This window comes from Moheibacter lacus (assembly GCF_014042165.1).
GTDB classification, from domain to species: domain Bacteria; phylum Bacteroidota; class Bacteroidia; order Flavobacteriales; family Weeksellaceae; genus Moheibacter; species Moheibacter lacus.
On the sequence record NZ_JACDZE010000001.1, the window covers coordinates 1,199,866 to 1,225,640 of the forward strand.

Annotated in this window: 22 protein-coding genes and 1 tRNA gene; 13 read left to right on the top strand and 10 right to left on the bottom strand. The window is 35.1% G+C overall.

Annotated elements, in window-relative coordinates; translation table 11 throughout:
• Positions 1–25 precede the first annotated feature (25 nt).
• The gene (locus tag HU137_RS05555) at positions 26–1,105 is read left to right on the top strand and encodes a hypothetical protein (protein ID WP_182042798.1); all 1,080 of its coding nucleotides are present in this window, start codon (positions 26–28) and stop codon (positions 1,103–1,105) included.
• 13 nt (positions 1,106–1,118) lie between these two features.
• Here the strand turns inward: HU137_RS05555 and HU137_RS05560 are convergent, their stop codons facing one another.
• Together HU137_RS05560 and HU137_RS05565 are read right to left on the bottom strand one after the other, a co-directional pair.
• Entirely contained in the window at positions 1,119–2,423 is a 1,305-nt protein-coding gene (locus HU137_RS05560; RefSeq protein WP_182042799.1) for an HlyD family secretion protein, read from the bottom strand.
• The gene (locus tag HU137_RS05565) at positions 2,423–4,768 is read right to left on the bottom strand and encodes a peptidase domain-containing ABC transporter (protein ID WP_246361482.1); all 2,346 of its coding nucleotides are present in this window, start codon (positions 4,766–4,768) and stop codon (positions 2,423–2,425) included. The genes HU137_RS05560 and HU137_RS05565 overlap by 1 nt, the downstream gene beginning before the upstream one ends.
• Positions 4,769–4,861: 93 nt before the next feature.
• Here HU137_RS05565 and HU137_RS05570 point away from each other — a divergent pair, with 93 nt between their 5' ends.
• Genes HU137_RS05570 through HU137_RS05580 form a run of 3 tightly spaced genes read left to right on the top strand, consistent with a single transcriptional unit; the run spans position 4,862 to position 7,462 of the window.
• Positions 4,862–5,380, top strand: coding sequence for an energy transducer TonB (locus HU137_RS05570; protein WP_182042800.1), 519 nt, complete (start codon positions 4,862–4,864; stop codon positions 5,378–5,380).
• 16 nt (positions 5,381–5,396) lie between these two features.
• A complete protein-coding gene (locus HU137_RS05575; protein WP_182042801.1) occupies positions 5,397–6,206 on the top strand; it encodes a tetratricopeptide repeat protein in 810 nt (269 codons plus the stop codon).
• Between the two features lie 41 nt (positions 6,207–6,247).
• Positions 6,248–7,462, top strand: coding sequence for an aldo/keto reductase (locus HU137_RS05580; protein ID WP_182042802.1), 1,215 nt, complete (start codon positions 6,248–6,250; stop codon positions 7,460–7,462).
• An 83-nt stretch (positions 7,463–7,545) separates the two neighbouring features.
• On the opposite strand, the gene HU137_RS05585 is transcribed toward HU137_RS05580, so the two are convergent.
• A tRNA-Leu gene (locus tag HU137_RS05585) sits at positions 7,546–7,629 on the bottom strand.
• Between the two features lie 47 nt (positions 7,630–7,676).
• Entirely contained in the window at positions 7,677–8,447 is a 771-nt protein-coding gene (locus HU137_RS05590; RefSeq protein ID WP_182042803.1) for an MBL fold metallo-hydrolase, read from the bottom strand.
• Positions 8,448–8,499: 52 nt separating this feature from the next.
• Here HU137_RS05590 and HU137_RS05595 point away from each other — a divergent pair, with 52 nt between their 5' ends.
• From HU137_RS05595 to HU137_RS05625, 7 genes are all read left to right on the top strand, one after another.
• Positions 8,500–9,933, top strand: coding sequence for a TonB-dependent receptor (locus HU137_RS05595; RefSeq protein ID WP_182042804.1), 1,434 nt, complete (start codon positions 8,500–8,502; stop codon positions 9,931–9,933).
• A 287-nt stretch (positions 9,934–10,220) separates the two neighbouring features.
• Positions 10,221–11,174, top strand: coding sequence for a TerC family protein (locus HU137_RS05600; RefSeq protein WP_182042805.1), 954 nt, complete (start codon positions 10,221–10,223; stop codon positions 11,172–11,174).
• A 117-nt stretch (positions 11,175–11,291) separates the two neighbouring features.
• Positions 11,292–14,399 carry a T9SS type B sorting domain-containing protein gene (locus HU137_RS05605; RefSeq protein WP_182042806.1) on the top strand — a complete coding sequence of 1,036 codons (3,108 nt, stop codon included), beginning with the start codon at positions 11,292–11,294 and terminating at the stop codon, positions 14,397–14,399.
• Between the two features lie 11 nt (positions 14,400–14,410).
• Positions 14,411–15,370 (top strand): PorP/SprF family type IX secretion system membrane protein, encoded by a 960-nt coding sequence (locus HU137_RS05610; protein ID WP_182042807.1) that lies wholly within the window; start codon positions 14,411–14,413, stop codon positions 15,368–15,370.
• 97 nt (positions 15,371–15,467) lie between these two features.
• Positions 15,468–16,547: a DNA replication/repair protein RecF gene (recF, locus tag HU137_RS05615; RefSeq protein ID WP_182042808.1), complete on the top strand. Its 1,080-nt coding sequence runs from the start codon at positions 15,468–15,470 to the stop codon at positions 16,545–16,547.
• Positions 16,544–16,837: a DciA family protein gene (locus tag HU137_RS05620; RefSeq protein WP_182042809.1), complete on the top strand. Its 294-nt coding sequence runs from the start codon at positions 16,544–16,546 to the stop codon at positions 16,835–16,837. Before recF ends, HU137_RS05620 begins: the two co-directional genes overlap by 4 nt.
• Positions 16,837–17,805: a YheT family hydrolase gene (locus HU137_RS05625; protein WP_182042810.1), complete on the top strand. Its 969-nt coding sequence runs from the start codon at positions 16,837–16,839 to the stop codon at positions 17,803–17,805. Before HU137_RS05620 ends, HU137_RS05625 begins: the two co-directional genes overlap by 1 nt.
• A 42-nt stretch (positions 17,806–17,847) precedes the next feature.
• Here the strand turns inward: HU137_RS05625 and HU137_RS05630 are convergent, their stop codons facing one another.
• The 5 genes from HU137_RS05630 to HU137_RS05650 form a co-directional block, all read right to left on the bottom strand.
• Entirely contained in the window at positions 17,848–18,489 is a 642-nt protein-coding gene (locus HU137_RS05630) for a hypothetical protein (protein ID WP_182042811.1), read from the bottom strand.
• Between the two features lie 24 nt (positions 18,490–18,513).
• Positions 18,514–19,179: a hypothetical protein gene (locus HU137_RS05635; RefSeq protein WP_182042812.1), complete on the bottom strand. Its 666-nt coding sequence runs from the start codon at positions 19,177–19,179 to the stop codon at positions 18,514–18,516.
• 25 nt (positions 19,180–19,204) lie between these two features.
• Positions 19,205–19,804 carry a hypothetical protein gene (locus HU137_RS05640; RefSeq protein ID WP_182042813.1) on the bottom strand — a complete coding sequence of 200 codons (600 nt, stop codon included), beginning with the start codon at positions 19,802–19,804 and terminating at the stop codon, positions 19,205–19,207.
• A 115-nt stretch (positions 19,805–19,919) separates the two neighbouring features.
• Complete coding sequence (gene rpe, locus HU137_RS05645; RefSeq protein WP_182042814.1) at positions 19,920–20,567, bottom strand: ribulose-phosphate 3-epimerase; 648 nt, start codon at positions 20,565–20,567, stop codon at positions 19,920–19,922.
• A gap of 110 nt (positions 20,568–20,677) precedes the next feature.
• Complete coding sequence (locus HU137_RS05650; protein WP_182042815.1) at positions 20,678–21,544, bottom strand: sigma-70 family RNA polymerase sigma factor; 867 nt, start codon at positions 21,542–21,544, stop codon at positions 20,678–20,680.
• Between the two features lie 135 nt (positions 21,545–21,679).
• Between HU137_RS05650 and HU137_RS05655 the strand changes: the two genes are divergently transcribed.
• Positions 21,680–22,033 carry an MmcQ/YjbR family DNA-binding protein gene (locus HU137_RS05655; protein ID WP_182042816.1) on the top strand — a complete coding sequence of 118 codons (354 nt, stop codon included), beginning with the start codon at positions 21,680–21,682 and terminating at the stop codon, positions 22,031–22,033.
• 47 nt (positions 22,034–22,080) lie between these two features.
• Here the strand turns inward: HU137_RS05655 and HU137_RS05660 are convergent, their stop codons facing one another.
• The gene (locus tag HU137_RS05660; RefSeq protein ID WP_182042817.1) at positions 22,081–22,428 is read right to left on the bottom strand and encodes a hypothetical protein; all 348 of its coding nucleotides are present in this window, start codon (positions 22,426–22,428) and stop codon (positions 22,081–22,083) included.
• Positions 22,429–22,625: 197 nt separating this feature from the next.
• Between HU137_RS05660 and HU137_RS05665 the strand changes: the two genes are divergently transcribed.
• Positions 22,626–25,766, top strand: a complete 3,141-nt coding sequence (locus HU137_RS05665; protein ID WP_182042818.1) for a leucine--tRNA ligase — start codon at positions 22,626–22,628, stop codon at positions 25,764–25,766.
• Positions 25,767–25,775: the final 9 nt, after the last annotated feature.

The window sequence follows — 25,775 nt, forward strand, 5'->3', positions numbered from 1 at the left end:
TTTAATCCTCAAATATTGTAGAAATATGATTTTTCTAATCAATCAAATGTCTTCTCTTATAAGAAAATCAATCCTTTATAGATTAGGGTTTATTGTCTTATTCATTAATCTTTGTTCTTGCGATTTATATCCACCCCAAAATAAGAATAATATATGGATTGGTCAATTTACTAATAAGGTGTATAAAATTTCCAATCCCTATCTGTATGATTATAATGATTCCATCATTATTTCTGTTTTTAATCAGGCTCAAAAATTGTCAGATAGTTCTCAAGTATTTACAAGAGATTCTGTACTACTTATTGAAAGAGATGCAGATACTCTTTATTTTAAGAAAGCTAAAGAGGTAAAACCAATCAACTACTTTCATTATCTAACGGATAAAAATTGGCTGATCAAAGAGAAAAATGAAAATGAATCCTTGATAAAGGAAAAAATATATCAATTCAAGAAAGACAGTACAGTCAATATTTTAACGAAGTACAAATTAGATAATTCCATTCTTTATAGTGAGTCGGAAGCATATAATTACAAAATAGTTTCTAGAAGTGATGTGACCATACTAGCCATATTTAATGATTATTTTGTAATCCAAGGACAAATAACAACATTAGAACAAGACAAACTAATTGTAGATTTTGTAAATAATATCCTACCAAAAACCTATGAATTTATTGGATATGAAAATAAATCTATAAATTTAGATAACCCGTTTCAAACCTGTTATGAATCTTCAATTGGACAATACTTTTATTATGAGTTAGGAGCTAAGTATAATGGCGGATTAAGAAAAATTAAAGAAATATTTGCAGAGCAATATAAGTATTCTTCTGAAACAAAAAATCAAGATGGATACATAAGAATCAGGTTTGTTGTGAATTGTGAAGGGCAAATCGGTCGCTTCAGTATAATGGAAACGGATGATAACTACCAACCATATTTATTTGACAGAGAGATTGTGAAGAATCTTTTTTTTATTATAACAAAATATCTAAAAGATTGGACTCCAGGTGTTGTTGACAAAGATAATTCAACTCAGTTTGATTACTATAAACACCTTACTTTTAAAATAAAGGAAGGTAAATTAATAGATATATTACCATAATATAGGAATTATTTTAATTTTTAAAATTCTTCGTCAATAGATGTAAAAACCTTTCTGTTAATCTTAAATCATCCGTAATTATTTCCGCTGTACCTATAAGATTTTTGGGTTCAATCTCTTTTTTGTAAGTTGTTTTTAATCCATTAGGTAATGAGGCCTCTACAAAATAATAGTCTTCATTTACCACTTCTGAAATAGCTTTAACTTTCCCTTGTAATACGCCAAATTCCTCGTAAGGATAGTTATTGAGTTTTATGTTAACTAATTGTCCCTCCTTTACTTTACCTGAGTTATTGGTCGGCATTTTTAGAGTGACTCTGTAGGTATGCTTATCCTCACTTTCATTTATAATTGATAAAAGATTGGAGTCTATGTTTATAAATTTATTTTGATATATATCATCCAGATATTGAATCTTTCCATCCCTTGACGCTCGCAAGGCATAGGTATTTGCCCAATCTTCAAAAGATTTAGTCATCTCTTTTATGCTATTTGCTATATCAATATCATAATCCTGATGCGTATCTTTATCTGTTTGTTTCAATGTTTGAAGATTACTTCGAATCAGTTCTATATCTTGTTGAATTTGAAAAATTTGATTATCATACTGCTGAACCTGCCTTTGATACTGTAAATACTGGCTTTGTGAAATTTCATAATCAGCTTTGGTTACAATTCCTTTTTCAAGCATTTTCTTTTGCCTGTCCAAATTCAATTTACTGACTTGCATTTCTTCAAACGCAATTTCCTTTTGATTTCTCAAATTAGAAATTGAACTCATCAAATTACTTATCCTTGATTGATTTATGGAAGACTGATTACCATAGTTATTGTCAGTTGAATAGCTTCTGTACTTTTTAATCAACCGAAGAAAATTATTATATGAAGGCTGTAATTCTCCAACGTCAAGATAATTGAAGTCTACACTAAAGACTTTATCGACATCACTAATATTTTCGTTTAGATATTTTAGTTTTTTTTCCAGTTCGAGAATATCCGGAATTGATGCCTTCGTATTTATAATTAATAACCAATCTCCCTTTTTGACCAAAGAATTATTTTTTAGAAAAATAGAATCAATTTTACCTGTTGTCCTGGAAACCAGCTTTATAGGAGGTGCTTCCGATGTGACTTCTGCTTCACACCTAACTACGTCCGGATACTTTATAAACCATGTTAAAAAGATCAGTAATAGTAAAAAGATCAGAAAAAAAGTATTTCCCCAGGACAGTATCCAGCTAGGGGTTTTATTCAGAATATCATTTACAAAATCACTTCTTTTCCTTATATCGTAAACTTTTGAAGATTCTTCCATCATTATCTACTTATTTCAAGTTGATTTTTTACGAGTGTATAGTATTTCCCTTTCTGATCAATTAGGTCTTGGTGTTTTCCTATTTCGGCTACTTCTCCTCCGTCTAAGACAACAATCTGGTCAGCGTCCCTAACTGTACTTAATCTGTGAGCAACTATAATAACTGTTTTATTCTCATAGAATGCCTTCAGATTCTGCATTATGGTCATTTCATTATTCGCATCCAAAGCCGATGTTGCCTCATCTAGAAATATATATTTTGGATCTTTATATATGGCTCTCGCAAGCAATATTCTTTGAGCCTGCCCTCCACTTAAACTTCTGCCACTAGAACCCGGCGGACCAATTCTTGCATTATAACCGGAAGGATGTTCTTCGATAAAATCATAAATATTGGCAATTTTAACGGCCTGCAATATTCTTTCCTCATCGTAATCTCCGAATGTATTGGATTCAGTAATATTTCGAGCAACAGTATCTGAAAATATATACCCATCCTGCATTACATTTCCACATAATTGACGCCAGGAATGTGTGTCAATCAAATTCAAGTTTACATTATCAATATAAATTCCGCCCTCTGTTGGTAAATATAATTTTAGAAGTAATTTTAATAAAGTAGTTTTACCTCCTCCGCTCATACCCACTATAGCCGTCACTTTACCTTTGGGGATAGTTAAACTAATGTTTTTTAGAATCATAGGACTCCTATTGCCTCCATAACGAAAGGATAAATTTTCTAATCGAATATCTTGTGGTTCACTCTTGGCTCTGATAAGATCTTTCTGATTCAAAATCTTCTCTTCGTCTGTTTGAAAATCAATGTCCGTAAATCTTTCGACGCTTAAGCGGGCATCCTGTAAATCCCTTAAAAACTGAATAAAAGAGTTTAACGGAACATTAATCTGACCAACGATGTACTGAATGGCCAACATCATACCCAATGTAATATTCCCGTCAATTACACCTTTTGCTGCTAAAAATGTTATAAGAATATTCTTTGACTCATTTATAGTATTACCACCTATTGTTTGAAATTGAGCTAATTTCAGATTTGAAATTGATGTTTTATAAAGCCTTATTCTTATTTCCTCCCAAGACCAAATTCTTCTTAACTCTGAATTATTGACTTTTACCTCTTGTATACCATTGACGATTTGCATAAGAGAGGTGTTAGTCCCTGCATTTTCTTCAAATCTTTTATAGTCAAGCTCCTCTCTTCTTTTCATAAAATATTGCACCCACACAATATACAGGATAATGCCTGCGAGAAATACTAAGAATATAGTTGTATCATAATACAAAAGGATGAAAAGAAAAACTATGGCATTTAAATAGGAAAAAATCGTACTCGGAGCTGTTGATATTAGTCTTTCAATACGAGAAGAGTCATTAATTCTTTGAAGAATATCGCCCGAAGTCTTAGAATCAAAGAAAGACAATGATTTACTTAAAAGTTTACGTAAGTAGTCGGTTGCTATTAATATACTTGCTCTTGTACCAACAAATAACAATAACCAGCTTTGAATTAAAGAAAATATTGTACTGCTCAGAAATAAAGTAATTTGAGCTATCAGAATAACAAGAATAAAACTTAAATCCTGATTAGCGATCCCTTTATCTACTACTGCCTGCGTTAAAAAAGGAAAAGCCAATTGAATAATCGTGCCCCCTAACAATCCTAACACAATTTGAAAAATATATCTCTTGTCTTTACTTACATAAGAGCTTAACATGCTTAAACCACCTTTCCCTTTTTTATCTCCTTCTTGGTGATAAAAATCGGGAGTTGGCTCAAGCAATATTATAATCCCTTTTTGGTTAACATCATCATCTTTTCTATTTTGCCAACGACGAATATAATCTTCATGAGAATATCTTACAAGGCCATGTAGTGAGTCTGCTACATATACCCATTTATTTGTAATTCTATATACAATTAAAAAATGTCGATCTCGCCAATATGTAATGCATGGCAATGGTGCTTCATTCTTTAATGTCTCAAAATCTACAAGTGCAGGTAGTGCCTGAATTCCTATTGCTTCGGCTCCCTCAACAATTCCCCTTGCGGACACACCTTCCATCGTGATACTGCAAACGGTTCTTAGCCGCTCGATATCAAAAGTCTTCCCATAATATTTTGCGATCATTCTAAGGCAGGTTGGGCCACAATCATATTGATCATGTTGTCGGTAAAAAGGAAATGCTTTTCTTTTCTTAAGCATAAGTAAGTTTAAGATTTGATTATATTTAAACAAAAGTATTAAAAATGATCCAAAATGTGAGCTACCCAAAATCAGGACTTGAATCATATAGAAAATGGTTTTAGCAGGTATATTTAAAAACATGAGTTTTATTATGTAATAGAAAAATCATTAAATCTGCTATATATTAGATTCAAATTATAAAAGAGTTATTCTAACAACTTATCTTAATAAATTATGAAAAAAATTAAATTACTCAACGCAGTTTTTCTAGTTAGTTTATTTTTAACAATTAGTGTTAGTATTTGGCTTTATTTCCAACTTTCAAGAGAAATAGGTAATATTTCATTTCAGAAAGAACATAGTGACAGTCCTCATTTCAGATTATGCCCAGATAATAAGATATATCAATATTATTCGGTAAATACCTCGTTTGTTGGAGGAAGAAACGCAATTAGAGAAGAAATATATAAATTTCTAAAAGTTTTAGATGATAAAGATCATTCTTTCTCTGGTTATGTAACCACAAGATTTATAGTTAATTGTAATGGTGAAATTGATAGAATTAGAATAAAAAGTGTTAATTCTCACTTTCAAGATTATTCAATTAATGCCGCCAGCAGTAATTTAATTATTCAAGCTATTAGAAGATTAAAAAATTTCATTCCCGGACAATCTTCAAATGGACAGTCAGTAAATTCTTATTTTCAGCTTAATTTCAAAATTGAAGCAGGCGAAATAATTGATATATTCTAACCCCTAAAGTTTTTTTATGAAGATTTTTTTCAAAATAATAAAATTATTATTATCAACAGTATTTTTATTTTACACAATACTCATAGCTTATTTTTTATTTTTTTCTCCAAAAGAAAAACGATTTGAAATTGGAGAGACACTTCAAGGAACTTATTTATCTCAAACTATATTTGATATATTAATATGGCAATATCCTAATTACTCAAATGCCTATATGGAAAAATCAGTAGCTTTTAATAAACGAGGCGAATACTCTAAGGGATTTTCTCTTCTAAACAAAGCAGTAGACATAGACCCTTCCAATCATCTTGGATATAGAGGATGGCTTCGCTTGGTGAAATTAAAGGATTACAAAGGTGCAATTGGTGATTTAGAAAGATTAGACTCTCTTACTCCAAATTTTGAAGATTATCCTTGGGGTGAAAATATTCATTATTTATTAGGAATTTGTTATAATGGACTTGGGGATTTTAAGCGAGCAAAATATGAATATAATATCTATTTTAACTCTGAAAAGGACTCAACGTATTTGAATTCAATGGCATTTGTTTATTATGGGAATATTTTATTGGAACAAGATAGTTTAAATAAGGCTAACGATTTATTTAATATTGCAATCAAGATTGATAAATATAGAACCGAAGCCTATTACCTCAAAGGAATATATTATAAAAAAATCAACGAATTAGATTCTTCCAATATTAATTTAAAAAAAGCATTAAAACTTTATGATGATGGTTATAAGAATCAAGATTCCTATAATGAGGTTTTTCAAGAAATTTACAGAAACGATATAGAAATTGAAATTTTAAATTTATCGGAATAACTACTATATATGGATTCAGAATTAATTTAATAAACTAACACATGATAAATTTAGAAAATCTCTCTAAGATTGGGATTGGGACTTACAGAATGTCAATTGAGAATAATAATCACAGAGAAGCTTTAGAGTACGCTATAGATAATGGAATAAATTTAATCGACACAGCTTCAAACTATCAAAATGGGAATTCAGAAAAACTTATCGGAAAACTTATTGATAGCTCCCTTCGTGAAAATGTCTTTATTATTACAAAGGCAGGATATATTCAAGGCGATGATATTAATAAACTATCATCAATAAATAAAAACAAAATAGTTCACATTAATGAACGATTTTATTATTCGATAGACAAATCATTTATAGAGCTTCAAATCAAGCAGTCTTTGGAAAGAATAAATACGGAGTATATTGATTGCTTCTTAATTCATAATCCTGAACATTATTTTGATGTGCCCAATGAGATTCAAAAGGATATTGATCAGCATATCATTGAGACTTTTCAATATTTAGAAGGATTGGTTAATACCGGAATAATTAGGTATTATGGGATTAGTTCAAATCATTTACCTGATCCTTCTTTAAAGAATTTTGGATTTGAAAACCTATTGAAACTGAGAAACCAATTTCCTCATTTTAAGATCGTTCAGTTCCCGTTTAATCTTGTTGAGTCAAATGCCTCATTAAAATTGTATAACTCAAATTCGTTAATTGATGTTTGCAAACAGTATGATATAAAATGTATCTCAAATCGTCCGTTTAATACAATTTATGAAGGAAAAACTTTACAATTGATAGATCATTCCTTTGAGCTTAACAATATTAATGAAGAGAAGGAAATCGAACTCTTCCATAAAATGCTTAATCTTGTGCAAAATAGATTACATGAAATAGGGGAAAATACTCCTATTGAAGAATTTACCCCTATTAAATATTTGATTAAAAATAGAAAATTAATAGCAAATGAAGCTGCATTAAATGAAGTTATTAGAAGGTATTTATTTCCTTTTCTGAACCAAATTGAATTGGCAGATGAGAATACTTTTAAAATAATTTCTCTATTGCAGAATGAATGGAGATTATTCATCAAACAGAACAACAAATTAAGGCTAACAAGCCTAAAAGAAAAAATGGGTATAAATGAAAACGAAGATTTAATGAAATATTTATATGACCTATACTTAACTCAAGGAGTTGATCATGTACTTATGGGATTGAGAAATAAAAAATATGTTGATAATATACTTCACTTATTATAAGTGATTAAGTATATTTAACCACCCATTTAGCCACCTATAAAAATAAAAACTCTCTATCAATCGAAATCGTAGAGAGTTTTATGTACCCGAGGCCGGAATCGAACCGGCACGTCCTTGCGAACACAGGATTTTGAATCCAGCGCGTCTACCAGTTCCGCCACTCGGGCTGGTAATTGGACGGCAAATATAGGATGTTTTTTTCCATACTACCAAATTAAATTTCAATTTCTAATCCATCAAATGCTAAAAATCGATTTTTCGGCAATTCATCTTGTATATCTTCATGAAAGCCAAGCGTTAAGCTGATGTGCGTGAAATAAGCACTTTTTGCCTCAACTTGATTTGAAATCTCTAGCGCTTGTTCCAAAGTGAAATGAGAATGGTGTATTTCCGTTTTTCGCAAAGCATTTAGCACCAAAATTTCAACGTTTTTAATTTTTTTTAAGGTCGTTTCAGGTAAAAAACTGGCATCCGTAATGTAAGCGAATTTTTGATCGATTAAAAAACCGATTATGGGTAAATTCCCATGTTCAACCGCCAACGGCTCTATTTTATATCCTGCAACTTCAAAAGCAGTATTTCCTAAATAATTTAAATTTAAATTCGGAGCGCCTGGATATTTTTCTTCGGCAAATGCATAGGGAAACCGATTTTTTATTTCATCGAGTGTTCTTTCTAACCCATAAATTTCCATAGGCTTTCCAGCAAAATGACTTAAAGATCGCGTATCATCAATCCCCAAAACATGGTCATTGTGCTCATGGGTAAATAAAATAGCTTCCAGTGTACGGGCATTGGCACGCAGCATTTGTTGCCGGAAGTCCGGTCCGCAATCGATGAGGATGTTTTGACCGTTTTTGGTCAATAAAACAGAGGAGCGAAGCCGTTTGTCTTTTGGGTCGGTGGAAAAGTTAACCGGATGGTCGCTGCCGATCACCGGAATGCCTTGAGATGTTCCCGTTCCCAAAAACTGAATTTTAAGCATTGAATTCGGTTTAATTGTGGTAAATTTACGCCATAAAAATAAAAATGAAAATATGAGCTTTGACCAGGTTTTATCGGCCAAACAAAAAGCGTTGGAAATCAATTTAGATCCCAATATTTATGGAACTTTTGCAGAAATCGGAGCAGGGCAGGAAACGGTTCGGTTTTTTTATAGAGCGGGTGGTGCTTCAGGAACATTGGCAAAAGCCATGAGTGCTTACGATAAAGATTTCTCAGATGCTATTTATGGAAAGGAAGAAGACGGTCGATATGTGACGGAAGAACGTTTGAAAAAGATGTTGGATCATGAAATGGAATTGATTGAACAAAGATTGAATAATGAAACCCATAAGGAAAAACTCTTTTTTACTTATGCCAATACCGTAACGACCATCGATTTTACGAAGACCTACAAAGGTCATGGCTGGGTCGGTATACGATTTCGAAATGATCCCAATCAAGTAGAATATAACGAGATCATATTTCATGTAAGATTTAAAGAAACAAGCGCCCAACTTCAACAGGAAACGCTGGGTGTGATGGGTGTTAACTTGATTTATGGTGCGTATTTTTATAATGACAACCCACGTAGACTATTGCGTTCACTTTATGACGGACTAGATAAAGACCAAGTGGAGATTGATATGGTTAATTTCAGTGGGCCAAGGTTTGCTTATGTGGACAATCGTTTGATGAGTTTGCAATTGGTGAAAAACGGCATGACTGATGCAGTAATTTTTGGGCCAAATGGGAAGAATTTTTTACCCGCAGCACTATTGTATAAAAAGAACATCTTTGCGATGCGTGGAAGTTTTCGTCCGGTAACGCATGTGAATTTAGACATGCTGCAGTCGAGTTTGGATTTGTTTATGAACGAAGAGGAAGTAGGCAAAGAAGATACTGAAATTCTTTTTGAAATTACTTTGAGTAACCTTTCATCTGATGGTGAAATAGACGAACGCGATTTTCTGGACCGAGCGGATATCATCGGGAGTTTGGGGTACAATGTGATCATTTCCAATTTTTCTGAATATTATAAACTCGTGCATTATTTTACCGAATTTACACGAAATACGACCCAGATAGGACTTGGGATGGGTGTGAACAATTTATTGGAAGTCTTTAATCCAAATTATTATGAAAATCTTCCGGGTGGTATCATGGAAGCTTTTGGGAAATTGTTCAAGAAAAATGTCATGGTTTATCTCTATCCATATCTAAATAAAGAAACCAATCAGTTATTAAATTCAGACAATTTGAAGGTAAATGAAAACCTGAAAGAATTGTACAAATTCTTTAAATTTAACCAAAGAATCAAGGATATAGAAGACTATAACCCAGCTTATTTGGATATTTATTCGCGAAAAATATTGGAGCAAATAGGCAAAGGAGAAGAAGGTTGGGAAAATCATGTTCCGGTAGGTGTTGCAGAATTGATCAAAGAAAGAGGGATGTTTGGTTACACCAACACTTATGCCTTGAATTGACTGACAGAAGAAATGATGATTTAAAATTGAAAATTCTTTCCACTCGGGAGGAGTTTTTTATGATATAGAGGCTGGCTTTTCGTGAAAGTTCTGAAAAGATTTAGATATATAGCTAAATCAACATAAAATAACATGAATCTTTAGCGTAAAAAACCGAATTTCTTCGTTAAAAACACTCGCCGTAACTAGGCTATGTCTGCGTTTTTTGCCTTAAACTTCAATTTTTTATTTCAAAATATTCTATGCCATTCTTTATCGACTTAGCTATATTTGCAAAAAATTTAAAAATGGTTTGGGAGATATTCATTGGGGTTGTCATCATTTTATTGGCATTGGATTTAGGCGTTTTTAATCGCAAAGCCCACATTATTTCTCATAAAGAAGCGGCCAAATGGACGACATTTTGGGTAGGATTGGCACTTCTTTTTTCCGGATGTATATATTGGTTTTATGCAGACGGACTGGTAGCCAATCATTTGAATTATTCGCCCAGAACAGCAGTTTCAAAATATTTACAAGGTTATTTGTTGGAATTATCGCTATCGGTTGACAATATTTTTGTGATAGCCGTTATCTTCCGTTCATTCAGCATTCCGCAGAAATACCAGCATAGAGTATTGTTTTGGGGGATAATCGGAGCAATTGTATTCCGTGCATTGATGATTTTCTTTGGGATTTGGTTGATCAATAAGATAGACTGGATTACGTATGTGTTTGGCGCATTTTTAATTTATACTGCCTATAATATGGTTTTCTCTAGTGAAGAAGCAGAGTTTAATCCTAAACAAAGCCGGGTTTTCAAAATGGTTAGGAAAATCATGCCGGTTACCAAAGGAATCCAAGGGCAAAAATTATTTGTTAAAAAAATGGGTATTTGGGCGGCAACTCCTTTGTTTTTGGCATTGGTAATCATAGAGTTTACGGACATCCTTTTTGCTTTGGACAGCATCCCGGCTATTTTGGCAATTACGGAAGATCCTTTTATCGTTTTTTCTTCTAACATCATGGCGATTTTAGGACTTAGATCCATGTATTTCTTTTTGGCCAATATCATTGACAAGTTTTCTTATCTAAAATTCAGTTTAGCTGTAATTTTAATTTATGTCGGTATAAAAATGATATTGCACCATTATTTAAAAGCCAATGGCTTAGAAATTCCTGAATGGCTCTCTCTTACAGTCATTGTGGTATCCCTCGGTGGAGGTATTTTGTACTCTTTGTACAAGAATCGTCAAGAATAATTTGTTAAAAACCATCTTTTCTAAAAATCTTGTTGGATTAATGTGAATTTTTCGTTAAAATTGAATTACTTTTAAAAAAACAAATTAACACAGGTTTTTAAAATAATTATTTTACGTATGAGAAAAACTTTACTCGTAATTTTTTTTCTTCAATTTTTAGTTTTGAGTAATGCGCAAAGTATCGTTGTAAATGGCGCAACGGATGCTGAAACTAATTATGGAGCAGAACAATTACTTACCGACGTGTTGTTAGACGGAGGGCTATGTTCGTCTACTTCTAATTTCCAACTTAGAGAAAACACAGAATTCCCATTTCCAAATGCAAACAGAAGTTGGGGTTTTTTTAAAAAAGGAAGCTCAACTTTTCCGTTTGAAAGAGGAATTGTCCTCACTTCCGGATATGCAAAAGATGCAGAAGGTCCGGATTCTGGTACGATGAGTATGGGTACTAGTGCATGGACTGGAGATTCTGATGCAGATGTATTGGCCGGAATATCTACTAGAAATGCTACTGTTTTTGAGTTTGATTTTGTTCCTCAAGGAAATGAAATCTCTTTCAACTATATTTTTGCATCAGAGGAATATCCGGAATGGGCTTGTTCAGACTACAATGATGTTTTTGGATTTATCATCAGTGGTCCAGGGATTACAAATGACCCAGGATTAAGTGGTAAAAACATTGCATTATTGCCCAACGGAGATCCGGTAACCATAAACAATGTAAACAATCAAAATTGTGGAGACGATACTTATTATGTTCATGGGCCTTTTACGACCATTGAGTACGGAGGGAGAACCACACCTTTGACTGCTTATTCTGAAGTGACTCCGGGTGAAACTTACCATATCCGTCTTTTGATCGCTGATGCAAGTGATACCAATTTCGATTCCGCTGTATTTCTGGAAGCAGGATCTTTTAACTTAGGATCAACCATTGTTGATGATGGTGGGGTAGATATAGGTGACGATTTGATGGTTTGTGGTCAGGACGAATATACACTTTATGTAAACGTTGACGACCCTGCTGTAGACTTACAATGGTATAAAAATGGTGAAATCATCGATGGAGCGACGACGAATTCTTTGGTGATCAATGAATCTGCAATTTATAGTATCGAAGTGACCAGTGGAGATTGTTCTGCAACAGATGAAGTCAACGTCGTATTTGGTGATTTGCAAACAAATGGTACCAATTTTTATTTAGAATTAACAGACGATAATAATGATGGATCTGAAATATTTAACCTAACTTTGGTTGAACCTCAAATTGTAGACACACCTGCTGATTATACTTTTGGATATTTCTTAACCCAAAATGAAGCAGATAACAATACCAACCCAATTGACAATCCAAATGCCCATCCGGGACAACATGGCGATGTCGTTTATGTTAGAGTAGAAAATGCAGATGGTTGCTACGCCGTAGTCAATCTTAATTTAAGACTAGAGGCCAATGATAATCCATGTGATTTCATTCCGATTTGTTCAAATGAAGACATCTTTGATGAACCAGAGCCTCATGATCCGATCCAATTAATTTCAAGCTGTGTTGATTTTACTGCTGATGAAACACTTTGGTATTATCTCGTGATAGAAGAAGGATCGACGTTTACATTTACCATTTCGCCTGATACAGCAAATGATTATGATTTTATGTTATGGCAAAATGTAGAAGATTGTAACCTCATACCGCAAATCAGCGGTGTTCAGCCCGGTATTGAGGCAACTAGAGCTTCTTATGATGCACCGGGTGCTGGTGAATATGACACTGGATTGATGATGGATGAAACAGATTTATGTGAAGGAGCGGTTCCAGCAGGAGGTTCGGTTGATGGATTTGTACGCCATTTAGATGTTCAACCTGGTGACCAGATCATTATCGCAATTTATAAATTTAGTTCAGGTGGTGGATTTACACTTTCATTTGGTGGAGATGCTGTGCTGGATTGTACCATAGTTGGAGAACTAGATTATGCCGAGTGTGACAATGATGGAGATGGACAAGTCCAATTTGATTTAGCAGAAATTGCAGAAGAAATAACAAATGGTGATACATTTTTGAACGTTACTTATTATGCAACGGAAGAAGATGCAACAAACGACACAGGATTAAACACTATCCCAACTGAACCTTATACGGTTACGACAGCAACTTCGCCAGATGTGATCTATGCGCAAGTGAAAAATGACGCAGGTGAAGTAGAAGAAATTTTAACGCTTACACTTTCAATTAGCGAAGGAGTTACAGGTGCTCAAAACGCTTCTTATTTTGCATGTGATTTAGGTGAAGACGGTACTGAGATAATTGATTTAACAGAAATTGAAGTCATTTCCAATCCTGAAAATTATACCATACGTTATTATGAGGAAGAACAAGATGCCATAGATGGAAATGCAACGTTTATTTCCAATCCATCTGCGTATGAAGCTTCAACTTCGACGATTTATGTGAGAATTGAAAACGAAAACGGATGTTTTGTCATCGTTGAAATCAGTTTGGACATCAGTAGTTTGGCAGTAGATTTAGGAGAAGGATTCTCGATGTGTGAAGGCGAATTTGATTTGACCGCCAACGGTGATTTCTCCGGATTTACAAATGTTACTTTCACTTGGACTTTAAACGGAAATGTCATCGAGGGTGCGACTACCCAAACCATTACCATTTCAGAGCCAGGAACTTATGGTGTAACCGTTGATACAGACGAAGGTTGTTCTGGGTCAGATACGGTGACCGTAACACCGGGTGAATCTCCTACCATTACCAATGTAACTGTTGGGCCGGATTATGTAATCGTTGAAGCAACAGGTGGAGTAACGCCTTATCAATATTCGATCACCGGATATGTTTGGCAAGACAGCAACCAATTCAACTATTTACAGCCGGGAATTCATACGGTATATGTAAGATCTGCAGAAGGATGTATCGTTTCTCAAGAATTCGCAGTATTCTTCATCCCTACGATGTTTACACCAAATGGTGACGGAATTAATGACACTTGGAACATTCCGGGACTAGAAATCTATCCGGGATCAAATGTCACGATTTACGATAGAAATGGAAGATTGGTACACCAAGCCAATTTAGAGTCCAATGTTATTTGGAACGGATTCTTTGTAAATGGTCAAAAAGCGCCTACGCAAGACTATTGGTACGTAATCAACGTTTCAGACGGACGCCAATTTACCGGTCATATCACTGTGAAAAGTAGAGGTGAGAAACAATAAAAAAAGAAATGATGAAAAAACAAAATATAATTTTAACATTGGCAATTGGACTCATTTCCTTTTGCGGCTTCGCCCAGTCAAGTTTACCTTTTGATGAACAATATTTCATAATGGATAAATTTCTTGTCAATCCTTCCTTTACCGGAGCTACTGATGATATCGTTTTTAGAGCTTCCCATAGAAGACAATGGGACAATATGCCTAACGGGCCTGTAACGACGATTGCCAGTGCGCATGCAAACATCGTAGACAGAGTAGGTCTTGGAGTTTATTTCATGAATGACCATAACGGAAATACCAAAACCAATAGTTTTAACCTTTCTGCCGGATACCATATCCCGATTGGAGATGGGAATAAAAAACATCCGGAACAGAAAAACCAATTCTCTTTTGGTACCTCCCTAAGCTTTGCAGGAATGCACTTTAGTGGAATTACGGAAAATCCAAATGACCCGATTTATAACGATTTGGAGACGAGAGTTTATGTTCCCTATATCAATTTTGGGGCTTCTGCAACCTATCAAGGTTGGATGCTAGGTTTGTCCGTTTTGGATATCCCATTGAGTTACAATGATCCGATTGTGAATCAATATGAACCAAGTCCGATTTTTTATTATGGAATGTTAGGGAAAACGATCAATGCTTCTTCTCAAATCGAAATCGAACCCATGGTTGCTTACCGTTCCAATTTTGATGAAGACAGTCGATTGGACGTCAACTTACGGGCAAAAGCCAAATTTGAAGACAATGCAGTTTGGTTAGGAGCAAATTATCGTATGGATTTCTTCAACGGAGAAAGCCAGTCTTTGAGCGTCTCTCCTATGCTGGGAGCAGAAATAGGAAGACTAAACCTTGGTTTTTCTTATAACATCGGATTGAGCGATATCGCATTTGATGGAAGCAACGGATTTACAGCAGTTTTGGGTTATGATATCGAAAACTTTTTCAAACCGGCTCCCGAAGTAGATTAAATGATTAATCTCCTCATCATAAAAAGGACAGTTTTTGCTGTCCTTTTTTTATGCTTTTCATTTCCGTTTACTCATCCTAAAATTGTAATTTTGGAGGATGTTTCTCCAATCCATTCAACTTAGTAATTTTAAAAATTTCAATGAAATTCAATTTGAACTTTCTCCAAAAATCAATGCATTTGTTGGAAGAAACGGTGTAGGGAAAACCAATGTGCTGGATGCCGTTCACTATTTGGCATTGACCAAAAGTTATTTAAACTTTTCTGATGTTCAAAACATTAACTTTGAGGAAGATTATTTTTCAATCGAAGGAAATTTCATGAAAAATGAACTGGAGGAAATCGTTTTTTGTGGTGTCCAAAAAGAAAAAGCAAAGGTTTTTAAACGAAATGCCAAACAATATGAGAGAATTTCTGATCATATCGGTCTTTTTCCCGTCGTCATGATTTCTCCTTATGATTTGGATTTGATTAAAGAAGGAAGTGATGTGCGTAGAAAGTTTATGGACAATATCATTTCCCAATCCAATAAAGAATATTTACAAAATTTAATTCGGTACAATCGTGTTTTGAATCAACGAAATTCCTTGTTGAAATTTTTTTTCCAGAACCAAACATTTGATAAAATTTCTCTTGAAATCTATGACGATGAAATGGCTGAATTGGGGAAATTCATTTTTCAACAACGCAAAGAATTCATCGAAGCATTTTTACCCATATTTAGCCATTATTATCAAATTCTTTCTCAAGGAAATGAATCTGTACAAATCCGTTATGAGTCAGATTTGGAAGAAATTCCTATGGATATTTTGTTGAAAGAAAGTTTACCAAAAGATAAGGTTGCACAGTTTACGACCAAGGGCATTCATAAAGATGATTTGAAATTTACATTGATGAATTATCCGGTTAAGAAATTTGGATCTCAGGGTCAACAGAAATCTTATTTGATCGCTTTGAAATTGGCTCAATTTGAATTGATGAAAAACTATCTGAAGATTACTCCGCTTTTGTTGTTGGATGATATTTTTGATAAATTGGACGAAGTCAGGGTGGAACAATTGATCAATTTGGTCAATGAAGAAAAATTTGGACAAATTTTTATTTCGGATACCCATCCGGAACGAACAGAAAATGTGGTCCAGCAAATCAATTCAGAAAGTAAGATATTTCGATTATGAGGAGGAAAGACAATAAACAAACACTTGGAGAAGCGATCAGTGGTTTGATTTCAGATTTTGGGATGAAAGAAAAGTTAGACTCCATTCAGGTTGAGGAACTTTTTGCAGAAATGATGAAAGGCGTAATCATGAAATATGTGGAAAAGACACAGGTTAGGAATAGAGTTTTATATGTGAAAATGAATTCTCCAGAACTGAAAAATGAATTGCAGTATGGAAAAGGAAAAATCATCAGCCATATCAATGAAGAAATGGGTTCAGACTATCTCAAAGACGTAAAATTTATATAATGCCTATCATAAAAAACTCTGCTTATGAAGTTCCTTGGTTAATTTATAAAAATCCGCATATTTCTACCATACACATCGGTCGTTTTAAAAAGACCTATCCTCCTGAATATGAGCGTGAAAGATTGGAGTTGTGCGATGGTGATTTTTTGGATATAGATTTTTCCCTGCAAAACAAAGATAGAGCCGTGGTGCTTTGTCATGGGCTGGAAGGTGGCTCAACTCGAACCTATAATAATACGAGTGCAAAGTATTTCTTGGAAAATGATTTTTCTGTTTTTGCATGGAACAATCGGAGTTGTAGCGGAGAAATGAATCGACTTCCCAAATTGTACCATCACGGTGTGATCGATGATTTTGATGAAATGATCAATTTTGTTTTGGGCAAGGGATTGAAGGAAATCTATTTGTTGGGATTTTCCATGGGTGGAGCTCAAATCATGAATTATTTAGGTTCAAAAAAACGGGATGATAGGATAAAAGCTGCAGTTGTTGTTTCTACACCTATTCAATTAAAATCAAGTGCGGAAACTTTAAAAAATGGATTTAACCGGGTTTATCTTAAAAATTTCACCTATAAAATTGCTAAAAAACTGAGAGCGAAATCCGTTCAATTTCCTGAGGCTTTGGATTGGTCTCGTTTGAATTCGATTAAAACTTTTGATGAAATAGATGAATATTTCACTGCGCCATTGCATGGATTCAAAGACAAAGAAGATTATTATAAAAAGGCTTCACCTGGGTTTGTAATGGAGAATATTAAGGTGCCGACCCTGATTCTCAATTCACTAGATGATCCCTTTTTGGGAAAAGAATGTTATCCGATTTCCTTTGCAGAAAATCATGAGTTTGTGTATTTGGAAATACCTAAACATGGTGGACATTGTGCTTTTCCCATGAAAAATTCCAATTATTCATTTTCAGAAATTCGTGCTTTGGAGTTTTATTTGGAACAAAAAAGCCATAGGTAAATAAATACTACTATGGCTCCAGTTGGGTCAATTATAGAAAGGTTAATTTATTGCTCCATCAGGTGCTGGGGTTGTTCCGGTAGCACTTCCACTCATATCGACCATTCTTGTTGAATTGGTTTTGGTTAAGAATGCATTATAGTAAACAGAAACATTTAAATAGATATCGACATTGTGTTCAAACTGTCGGTTGTTATTCAAATCAAATTTTAAATGCCAAGTTCCGTTCTGCACAAAGGCTCGAGCAGAATATAAAGGAAATTGACTTGCACTTCCATCTACAAATATTGAAGTTCCCCCACTATCGGTTAAAACGAAAAAACCACCAATCGTTAGATAAAAATTAGTCGCACTAATTCCGGTGTCATAGTCATGCAAACCATGTGGGCTCACATTGTCAAAATGGTAAGGAACAAAAGTTATCGCTGAAAAAGGCATAACTTCTGGGTCAAATTTATTTAAAGTATTGGTAGTTAGGTTTTTTACCATTAGTAAAGAATTTCCAGAAGTTCCGGTATATGCACCTATGTTTTCAAAGTACAATTCGTTATCTGGATGAAGTTGGAATGTTCCGTTGACTTCAAGGGATTCCGTTGGTGTATAGTTTGTAGGGAGTCCAATACCGACTTGGGAGAAGAGGATACCTCCTATTATGCTAAAAACAGCAAATAATAAATTTTTCATAAGAATAGGGTTTAGATAGGTTTTTTATATTCCAGTCGGTGCTGATGGGGCAGCTCCGGTATTGGAACCATTTAAGTTATAAGGGATTGTGCCTAGGTTTCTAAAGAATCTTTTTGGAAAAAGTACGACGTCAAAATTGTACTGATATGAACCGGTTTGAGGATTGGCGTCTCTGGCTCTGATTTCTACGTGCCAGGTGCCACTATTTTCAAAAGTTCTGATGACAAAATTATCGTATACATAATTTCCTCCACTTGCGCTTTTTCTATAGATTCCTTGCGCTCCTCCAACAGGTATAGCTTCAAAATTGGAAAGGGAAATAACATATTTTGAAGTAGAAATATTGAGGTTGAGATCGGTCAGGTTATCAGCATCTAAATTGCTTACATTATAAGCCTGAATGATAATCGGCATGATTTCTTGGTTGCCGACGAATTCCATCAGGCGACCGTCAACTGGCGAGCCATTAGCATGGCTGTCAGCGTCTACTGCAACAATTCTGAAACTGCCCGGGCCTAGTGTGTGACCGTCATATGCAGGAAGGTTGTCTACATAAAATTTGTCTGTGATATAAACATCGCCATTGTCAACTTCCAACATATTGGAAGGGCTAGATACACCTATTCCAACCTGTCCATAAACAGATATATAGCCGACAAAGAATAAGCTAAAAATTAAATTTGCTTTCATAATGAGTTAGGTTAATTATGGGTAATTAGTAGGTGATAATCGGTGTGCCAACCGCAGTAGTTCCTCCTTGCATGTTTACAACTTGTAAGGGGTAAATTTTCGCATAAGTTTTTGGATAGACCACGCATGTGATATTCCAAGTTCCATTATTGTCGGAAGCGACTGCTGAATAGTCTGCCTCTAAATGCCAAGTACCGCCAATTTCTTTTGTTCTAGCAACAGGAGGAGCCGGATTGTCTCCCTCCAAATCCTCGTTGAACCAGGCAGAAAGAATGACTAGTGCATAATTGGTCGAGTTTATTTTGGTGTCAAAATCCAAAACCCAATCACCATTTACATTTTGTAGTTGATAGGTTAAAATGGAAGAAATTCCTCCTGTTCCGGATGCTGATAAGTCCAAAAGCTCAATAGCGTCAGTGTTTTGATCCTGAACCAGATATACAAAAGACTCTCGTTCCGTAATGGAAACTGCTGGTAGATTGGCAGGTAGTAGTACATTGGTAGATTTCATCGATCCGTTAATGTCAATAGCAGATCCTGCCCTTGGTGAGTCGGTGTTTATCCCAACTTGAGCAAATAATGAAATAGCCGAAAATAGTGAAAGTAGGGTTAATAGACCTTTCATAGTGAGTTTAGTTTAGTAGTTGGGACGAAATTACAAACATTTGGTTGATTACCAAAATTATTTAGAAAATCCGTTAAATTTATCTATAAAATAGGATCTATTGAAGAAAGGATTTTTAGTTCTTCATCATTTCTCGGATGACATCCAACGGATTTGCTGCGCTAAACACAGCATTGCCTGCTACCAGTACATCTGCACCCAATTGAGAAAGTTGCGCTGCATTTCCCGGCCCAACTCCACCATCTACTTCAATTAAAACTTCAGCATTTTTTTTGTCGATTAGTTCTGCAGCTTGAACGATCTTTTCATAAGTATGTTGGATAAATTTTTGTCCTCCAAAACCAGGATTGACACTCATGATTAATAGCAAGTCTATTTCTTTGATGATGTCTTCTAGTACATGAACTGGTGTGTGTGGATTTAAAGCTACCCCAGCTTTCATTCCTTCATTTTTGATCGCTTGAATTGTTCTATGGAGATGGGTTGAAGCTTCGTAGTGTACCGTTAAAACATCTGCTCCAACTTCTTTGAAGGTAGAAATATACCTTTCAGGTTGTACGATCATCAAATGAACATCCAAAACCTTTTCGGTTAAATCATCAATGGTTTTAATGATAGGCATTCCATAAGAAATATTCGGAACGAAAACACCATCCATCACATCGAGATGTATCCATTCTGCTGCACTTTCATTGAGCATTTCGATATCTCTTTGAAGGTTTCCAAAGTCTGCTGCAAGAACGGATGGTGCGATGATTGGCATGATGTAGAATTTTCAAATTATCGGTAAAGATACTATTCTCGTAAAAGAAAATAGATCTTTCAAACATAAAAAAAGCCCGAATTTTCGGGCTTCCTATATTTTTTTATGATTTATCGTCCTATGTAGGATTTTAATATTTTACTTCTCGAAGTATGTTTTAATCTTCTGATCGCCTTTTCTTTGATTTGTCGCACGCGTTCACGTGTTAAATCAAAAGTCTCACCGATTTCTTCTAGCGTCATCGGGTGCGCACCATTTAAACCGAAATACAATCGGATCAAATCCGCTTCTCTTGGCGTCAAAGTTTGTAAAGCGCGTTCGATTTCAATTCGCAAAGATTCGGTCATTAAACTTCCATCAGGACTTGGAGATTCTCCAGTGTTCAATACATCATATAAATTGGAATCTTCACCTTCAACCAACGGTGCATCCATCGATACATGACGACCTGAATTTTTCATCGATTCTTTTACGTCGCTTTCTGACATGTCCAATAACTCCGAAATTTCTTCTGCCGAAGGAGCTCTTTCGTGTTCTTGTTCAAGGGTAGCGTAAGCTTTGTTGATTTTATTGATCGAACCGATTTTGTTCAAAGGCAAGCGTACGATCCTTGATTGTTCAGCCAACGCCTGCAAAATAGATTGTCTGATCCACCAAACCGCATAAGAAATGAATTTAAAACCACGCGTTTCATCAAATCTTTGTGCAGCTTTAATCAGTCCTAAATTTCCTTCATTGATCAAATCCGGTAAACTCAACCCTTGATTTTGATACTGTTTAGCAACTGAAACCACAAAACGAAGATTGGCTTTGGTTAATTTTTCCAAAGCAACTCGATCTCCGGCCTTGATTCTTTGTGCTAATTCCACCTCCTCGTCTGCAGTGATGAGGTCTACTTTCCCGATTTCTTGTAAATATTTGTCAAGTGACGCAGTTTCCCGATTGGTTACCTGCTTGGTAATTTTCAGCTGTCGCATTCTCTTTCTCTGTTCTTTTTAATTGAATAATGTGTGGTTGTTTTAAGTATACGTAAATTTGTTGTAAAAGGTTACAGTTTCTAAAATGAATTATTGTAATTTGTTCTGATTTAATCAATTGAGAAAAAAGAATTTATGGATATTGAAGCATTTAGGACTTATTGTTTAGGGAAGAATGAAGTAACAGAAGAATTTCCATTTGGTCCGGAAACATTGGTATTTAAGGTAGCAGGAAAAATGTTTGCGCTTACAGGTCTTGATCGTCCTGAGTTTTCAGTTAATTTAAAATGCGATCCCAATTATGCGATGGAACTTCGCGAAAACTTTGTGGAAGTTCAACCCGGGTACCACATGAATAAAATCCACTGGAATACCGTCCATTTCGAAGGAAGTTTACCAGAAAATCTTTTAATTGAGTTGATAGATCATTCCTATCATCTTGTGGTAGATTCATTTTCTAAATCAAAAAGAAAAGAATTGGGCATTTAATTAATAAGAATTCCTCGATGTATCCACTGAAATTGTCATTCCTGAACTTAATTCGATTCCAATTTGAATTTCAATAAAACATTGTCTTTTAAAACCTGAATCGTATCGCTTTCAGCATGTTTCCAAATTAAATACGGTTTTTCTAAATCTTTTAAGGAGGCAATTTCTACTATATTTAAATTCGAGTCCAATAAAGTAGAATCCTGTGATTCTGCTATCAATTCCAAATCGGTATTTAAAAAATAAGGCTCATTGATGCGAAGTGATCCATCTCTTTCCAAACCCCATTCGACCAGCATTGGATAGATTTCAATTTCATTGTCGACAAAAACTTTGGAACTGTTCAATACGAAACGCACCATAAAAACCAATGCCACAAAGATGGAAATTACCATGAACCAATAATAGTATTTCCACCTTGATTTGTATTTTTTCTTCTTTGCCAATTTAGTTTTTCATTAGGTTGATAAAGCAAAAATAAAGAATTTAATTTTTTCAATTTCAATGGTTTTTTGAATTTGAAATTCTAAAATCATTTAAAAGCGCAATTCCTTTAAAATTGGCTAAATTTGCAGCTTCAAAATCGAATCAAATGCAATACCACCACAAAGAAATTGAACAAAAATGGCAAAAATTTTGGGCTGAAAACAAAACCTTTAAAGCTGAAAATCACTCTTCGAAACCAAAATTTTATGTGCTGGACATGTTTCCCTATCCTTCTGGAGCGGGTTTGCATGTGGGACATCCACTCGGATACATTGCATCTGATATTTTTTCGCGATACAAACGCTTAAAAGGATTTAATGTCTTGCATCCCATGGGCTATGATTCCTTTGGGCTTCCGGCGGAGCAATATGCCATTCAAACCGGACAACATCCGGCGATTACAACCAAAGTGAACATAGAAGGTGGCGTGGACAAACAAGGAAACGAAATCGAAGGTTATCGAAAACAATTGGACAGAATTGGTTTTTCCTATGATTGGGACAGAGAAGTTCGGACTTCAAATCCCGATTATTACAAATGGACCCAATGGATTTTTATCCAATTGTTCAATTCTTATTACGATAAAGATGCGGACAAAGCCTTACCGATTGCTGATTTGATTCAAGAATTTGAAAAAGATGGAAATCTGAAAGCCAATGCAGTTTGCGATGAGGATACCCCGAAATTTACAGCAGAAAACTGGAATCAATTCTCTGAAAAACAACAACAAGAAATTTTGTTGAAATACAGATTGACCTATTTGGCTGAAGCCGAAGTCAATTGGTGTCCTGCGCTGGGAACCGTTTTGGCAAACGATGAAGTCGTAAATGGCGTTTCTGAGCGAGGAGGTCATCCGGTCATCCGTAAAAAAATGACCCAATGGATGATGCGCATCACAGCTTATGCAGAAAGATTGTTAAACGATTTGGAAAAAATCGATTGGCCACAGCCGATCAAAGACGCCCAAACCTATTGGATAGGAAAAAGCAATGGTGCTTCTGTGAAATTCGAAGTAAAAAATCACGACCTACCGATTGAAGTTTTTACCACCCGACCCGATACGATTTTTGGGGTTTCCTATGTGACACTTGCGCCTGAACATCCTTATGTTTTGAAAATCGTAACGGAAGATAGAAAACAAGCGGTTACCGACTATATCGAAAAAACGTCCAAACGTTCAGAACGTGAGCGGATGGCTGACGTTACGACGATTTCAGGTGAATTTACCGGTGCTTATGCCATTCATCCTTTGACCGGAAAAGAATTGCCGATTTGGATAGGGGATTATGTGCTTTCCGGATATGGAACAGGCGCTGTGATGGCAGTTCCGGCGGGAGATGAACGCGATCATAAATTTGCCAAACATTTCAACTTACCAATTATAGACATATTTAAAGACATTGATGTAACGGAAAATGCATTTGTGGAAAAAGAAGGATTTGTTTTCCAGAATTCTGAAATGCTCGATGGTTTAAATTATAAAGAAGCTACTCAAAAAATCATACAAATTCTCGAAGAAAACCATTTCGGAAAAGGAAAAGTCAATTATCGTTTGCGCGATGCTGTATTTTCCAGACAAAGGTATTGGGGTGAACCTGTCCCTGCGTATTATAAAGATGATGTTCCTTATATGATCGATGAAAAACATCTGCCGTTGGTTTTGCCCGAAGTGGACGAATATCTTCCCACCGAAACCGGCGAACCACCTTTGGGAAGAGCCAAAGAATGGGCTTGGGATATTTCCAAAAATGAAATTGTAAATGTGGATCAAATCGACGAACAAACCGTTTTCCCATTGGAATTGAATACGATGCCGGGCTGGGCGGGAAGTTCCTGGTATTTTTTGCGGTATATGGATGCAAAAAACGAGGAAGAATTTGCCTCAAAAGAAGCGATGGATTACTGGAAAGAAGTGGATTTGTACATGGGCGGAAGCGAACATGCGACCGGGCATTTGTTGTATGCACGTTTCTGGCAGAAATTCTTGTTTGATTTGAATTTAGTTCCAACCGATGAATTTGCTAAAAAACTCATCAACCAAGGGATGATTTTGGGGATGAGTGCGTTTGTTTATAGGATTGATTTTGATTTTCATTGGTCAACTTCGACTAGAAATTTTCCACAACCTAAATTAGCTAATGATTATTTTATAAGTTATGGATTGTTTAAACAACTAAACAATTTACAAAATAAAATTTTAAACTCGGATAAACTTTCTCTTGAGGAAAAAAATACATTCGTTAATGGAAATGGATTTGGAAAAAGACTTTCAATAGTAGGGGAAGGTTCTGAGTTTTGGAAAATTTTATCAGATAATGATAAAATACTAATTTCAAACTACAAAGAAATAGAGAGAAGAATCATTAGTGACTTGAAAGAAGGGAATTTTGGAATTATTGTAGAGGCTTTGAAATTTAATCCCATCCACGTCGACGTAAACCTACTTAAAGACGGCGACGAATTAGACATTGAAAAATTCAAAGCTTGGCGAGAAGAATATGCTGATGCTGAATTTATATATGAATCTGATGGAAATTTCTTGACTTCCCGCGAAGTAGAAAAAATGTCCAAATCCAAATACAATGTCATCAATCCCGATGATATTTGTAAGCAATACGGAGCGGACACACTTCGACTTTATGAAATGTTTTTGGGTCCGATTGAACAAGCCAAACCTTGGAATACACAAGGATTAAGCGGCGTTTATTCGTTTTTGAAGAAATTCTGGCGTTTGTACCATTCGGGAGAAAATGAGGCTTTCTTTGTTTCAGATGAAGAGCCGACCAAAGCGGAAATGAAGGCTTTGCATCAAACGATCAAAAAAGTGGATGAAGACGTAAACAATTTCTCGTTTAACACATCGGTTTCCAATTTTATGATTGCCGTAAATGAATTGACCAAGATGAATTCCAACAAACGTGCGGTTTTGGAGCCGTTGGCGGTTTTGATTTCGCCGTATGCGCCGCATATTGCAGAAGAAATTTGGGAGAAATTGGGACACAAAGAAAGTATCACATTTGCCGAATTCCCTGAATTTGATGCGAAATGGTTGGTGGAAGATGCAAAGGAATATCCGGTTTCGTTTAATGGAAAGATGCGTTTCAAATTGGAATTGCCGATGGATTTGAGCAAAGACCAAATCCAAGAAGCGGTGATGGCAGACGAAAGAACCATTAAACAATTGGAAGGAAGAACGCCAAAAAACATCATTATTGTTCCGGGGAAAATCATCAATATCGTGGGATAGAGCAGTTTA

What these genes read in the sequence shown, in the direction of transcription:
- HU137_RS05555 (WP_182042798.1), top strand. Translation starts at nt 26, where the DNA reads ATGATTTTTCTAATCAATCAAATGTCTTCTCTTATAAGAAAATCAATC.
- HU137_RS05560 (WP_182042799.1), bottom strand. Translation starts at nt 2,423, where the DNA reads ATGATGGAAGAATCTTCAAAAGTTTACGATATAAGGAAAAGAAGTGAT.
- HU137_RS05565 (WP_246361482.1), bottom strand. Translation starts at nt 4,768, where the DNA reads ATGTTTTTAAATATACCTGCTAAAACCATTTTCTATATGATTCAAGTC.
- HU137_RS05570 (WP_182042800.1), top strand. Translation starts at nt 4,862, where the DNA reads ATGAAAAAAATTAAATTACTCAACGCAGTTTTTCTAGTTAGTTTATTT.
- HU137_RS05575 (WP_182042801.1), top strand. Translation starts at nt 5,397, where the DNA reads ATGAAGATTTTTTTCAAAATAATAAAATTATTATTATCAACAGTATTT.
- HU137_RS05580 (WP_182042802.1), top strand. Translation starts at nt 6,248, where the DNA reads ATGATAAATTTAGAAAATCTCTCTAAGATTGGGATTGGGACTTACAGA.
- HU137_RS05590 (WP_182042803.1), bottom strand. Translation starts at nt 8,447, where the DNA reads ATGCTTAAAATTCAGTTTTTGGGAACGGGAACATCTCAAGGCATTCCG.
- HU137_RS05595 (WP_182042804.1), top strand. Translation starts at nt 8,500, where the DNA reads ATGAGCTTTGACCAGGTTTTATCGGCCAAACAAAAAGCGTTGGAAATC.
- HU137_RS05600 (WP_182042805.1), top strand. Translation starts at nt 10,221, where the DNA reads ATGGTTTGGGAGATATTCATTGGGGTTGTCATCATTTTATTGGCATTG.
- HU137_RS05605 (WP_182042806.1), top strand. Translation starts at nt 11,292, where the DNA reads ATGAGAAAAACTTTACTCGTAATTTTTTTTCTTCAATTTTTAGTTTTG.
- HU137_RS05610 (WP_182042807.1), top strand. Translation starts at nt 14,411, where the DNA reads ATGAAAAAACAAAATATAATTTTAACATTGGCAATTGGACTCATTTCC.
- recF (WP_182042808.1), top strand. Translation starts at nt 15,468, where the DNA reads ATGTTTCTCCAATCCATTCAACTTAGTAATTTTAAAAATTTCAATGAA.
- HU137_RS05620 (WP_182042809.1), top strand. Translation starts at nt 16,544, where the DNA reads ATGAGGAGGAAAGACAATAAACAAACACTTGGAGAAGCGATCAGTGGT.
- HU137_RS05625 (WP_182042810.1), top strand. Translation starts at nt 16,837, where the DNA reads ATGCCTATCATAAAAAACTCTGCTTATGAAGTTCCTTGGTTAATTTAT.
- HU137_RS05630 (WP_182042811.1), bottom strand. Translation starts at nt 18,489, where the DNA reads ATGAAAAATTTATTATTTGCTGTTTTTAGCATAATAGGAGGTATCCTC.
- HU137_RS05635 (WP_182042812.1), bottom strand. Translation starts at nt 19,179, where the DNA reads ATGAAAGCAAATTTAATTTTTAGCTTATTCTTTGTCGGCTATATATCT.
- HU137_RS05640 (WP_182042813.1), bottom strand. Translation starts at nt 19,804, where the DNA reads ATGAAAGGTCTATTAACCCTACTTTCACTATTTTCGGCTATTTCATTA.
- rpe (WP_182042814.1), bottom strand. Translation starts at nt 20,567, where the DNA reads ATGCCAATCATCGCACCATCCGTTCTTGCAGCAGACTTTGGAAACCTT.
- HU137_RS05650 (WP_182042815.1), bottom strand. Translation starts at nt 21,544, where the DNA reads ATGCGACAGCTGAAAATTACCAAGCAGGTAACCAATCGGGAAACTGCG.
- HU137_RS05655 (WP_182042816.1), top strand. Translation starts at nt 21,680, where the DNA reads ATGGATATTGAAGCATTTAGGACTTATTGTTTAGGGAAGAATGAAGTA.
- HU137_RS05660 (WP_182042817.1), bottom strand. Translation starts at nt 22,428, where the DNA reads ATGGTAATTTCCATCTTTGTGGCATTGGTTTTTATGGTGCGTTTCGTA.
- HU137_RS05665 (WP_182042818.1), top strand. Translation starts at nt 22,626, where the DNA reads ATGCAATACCACCACAAAGAAATTGAACAAAAATGGCAAAAATTTTGG.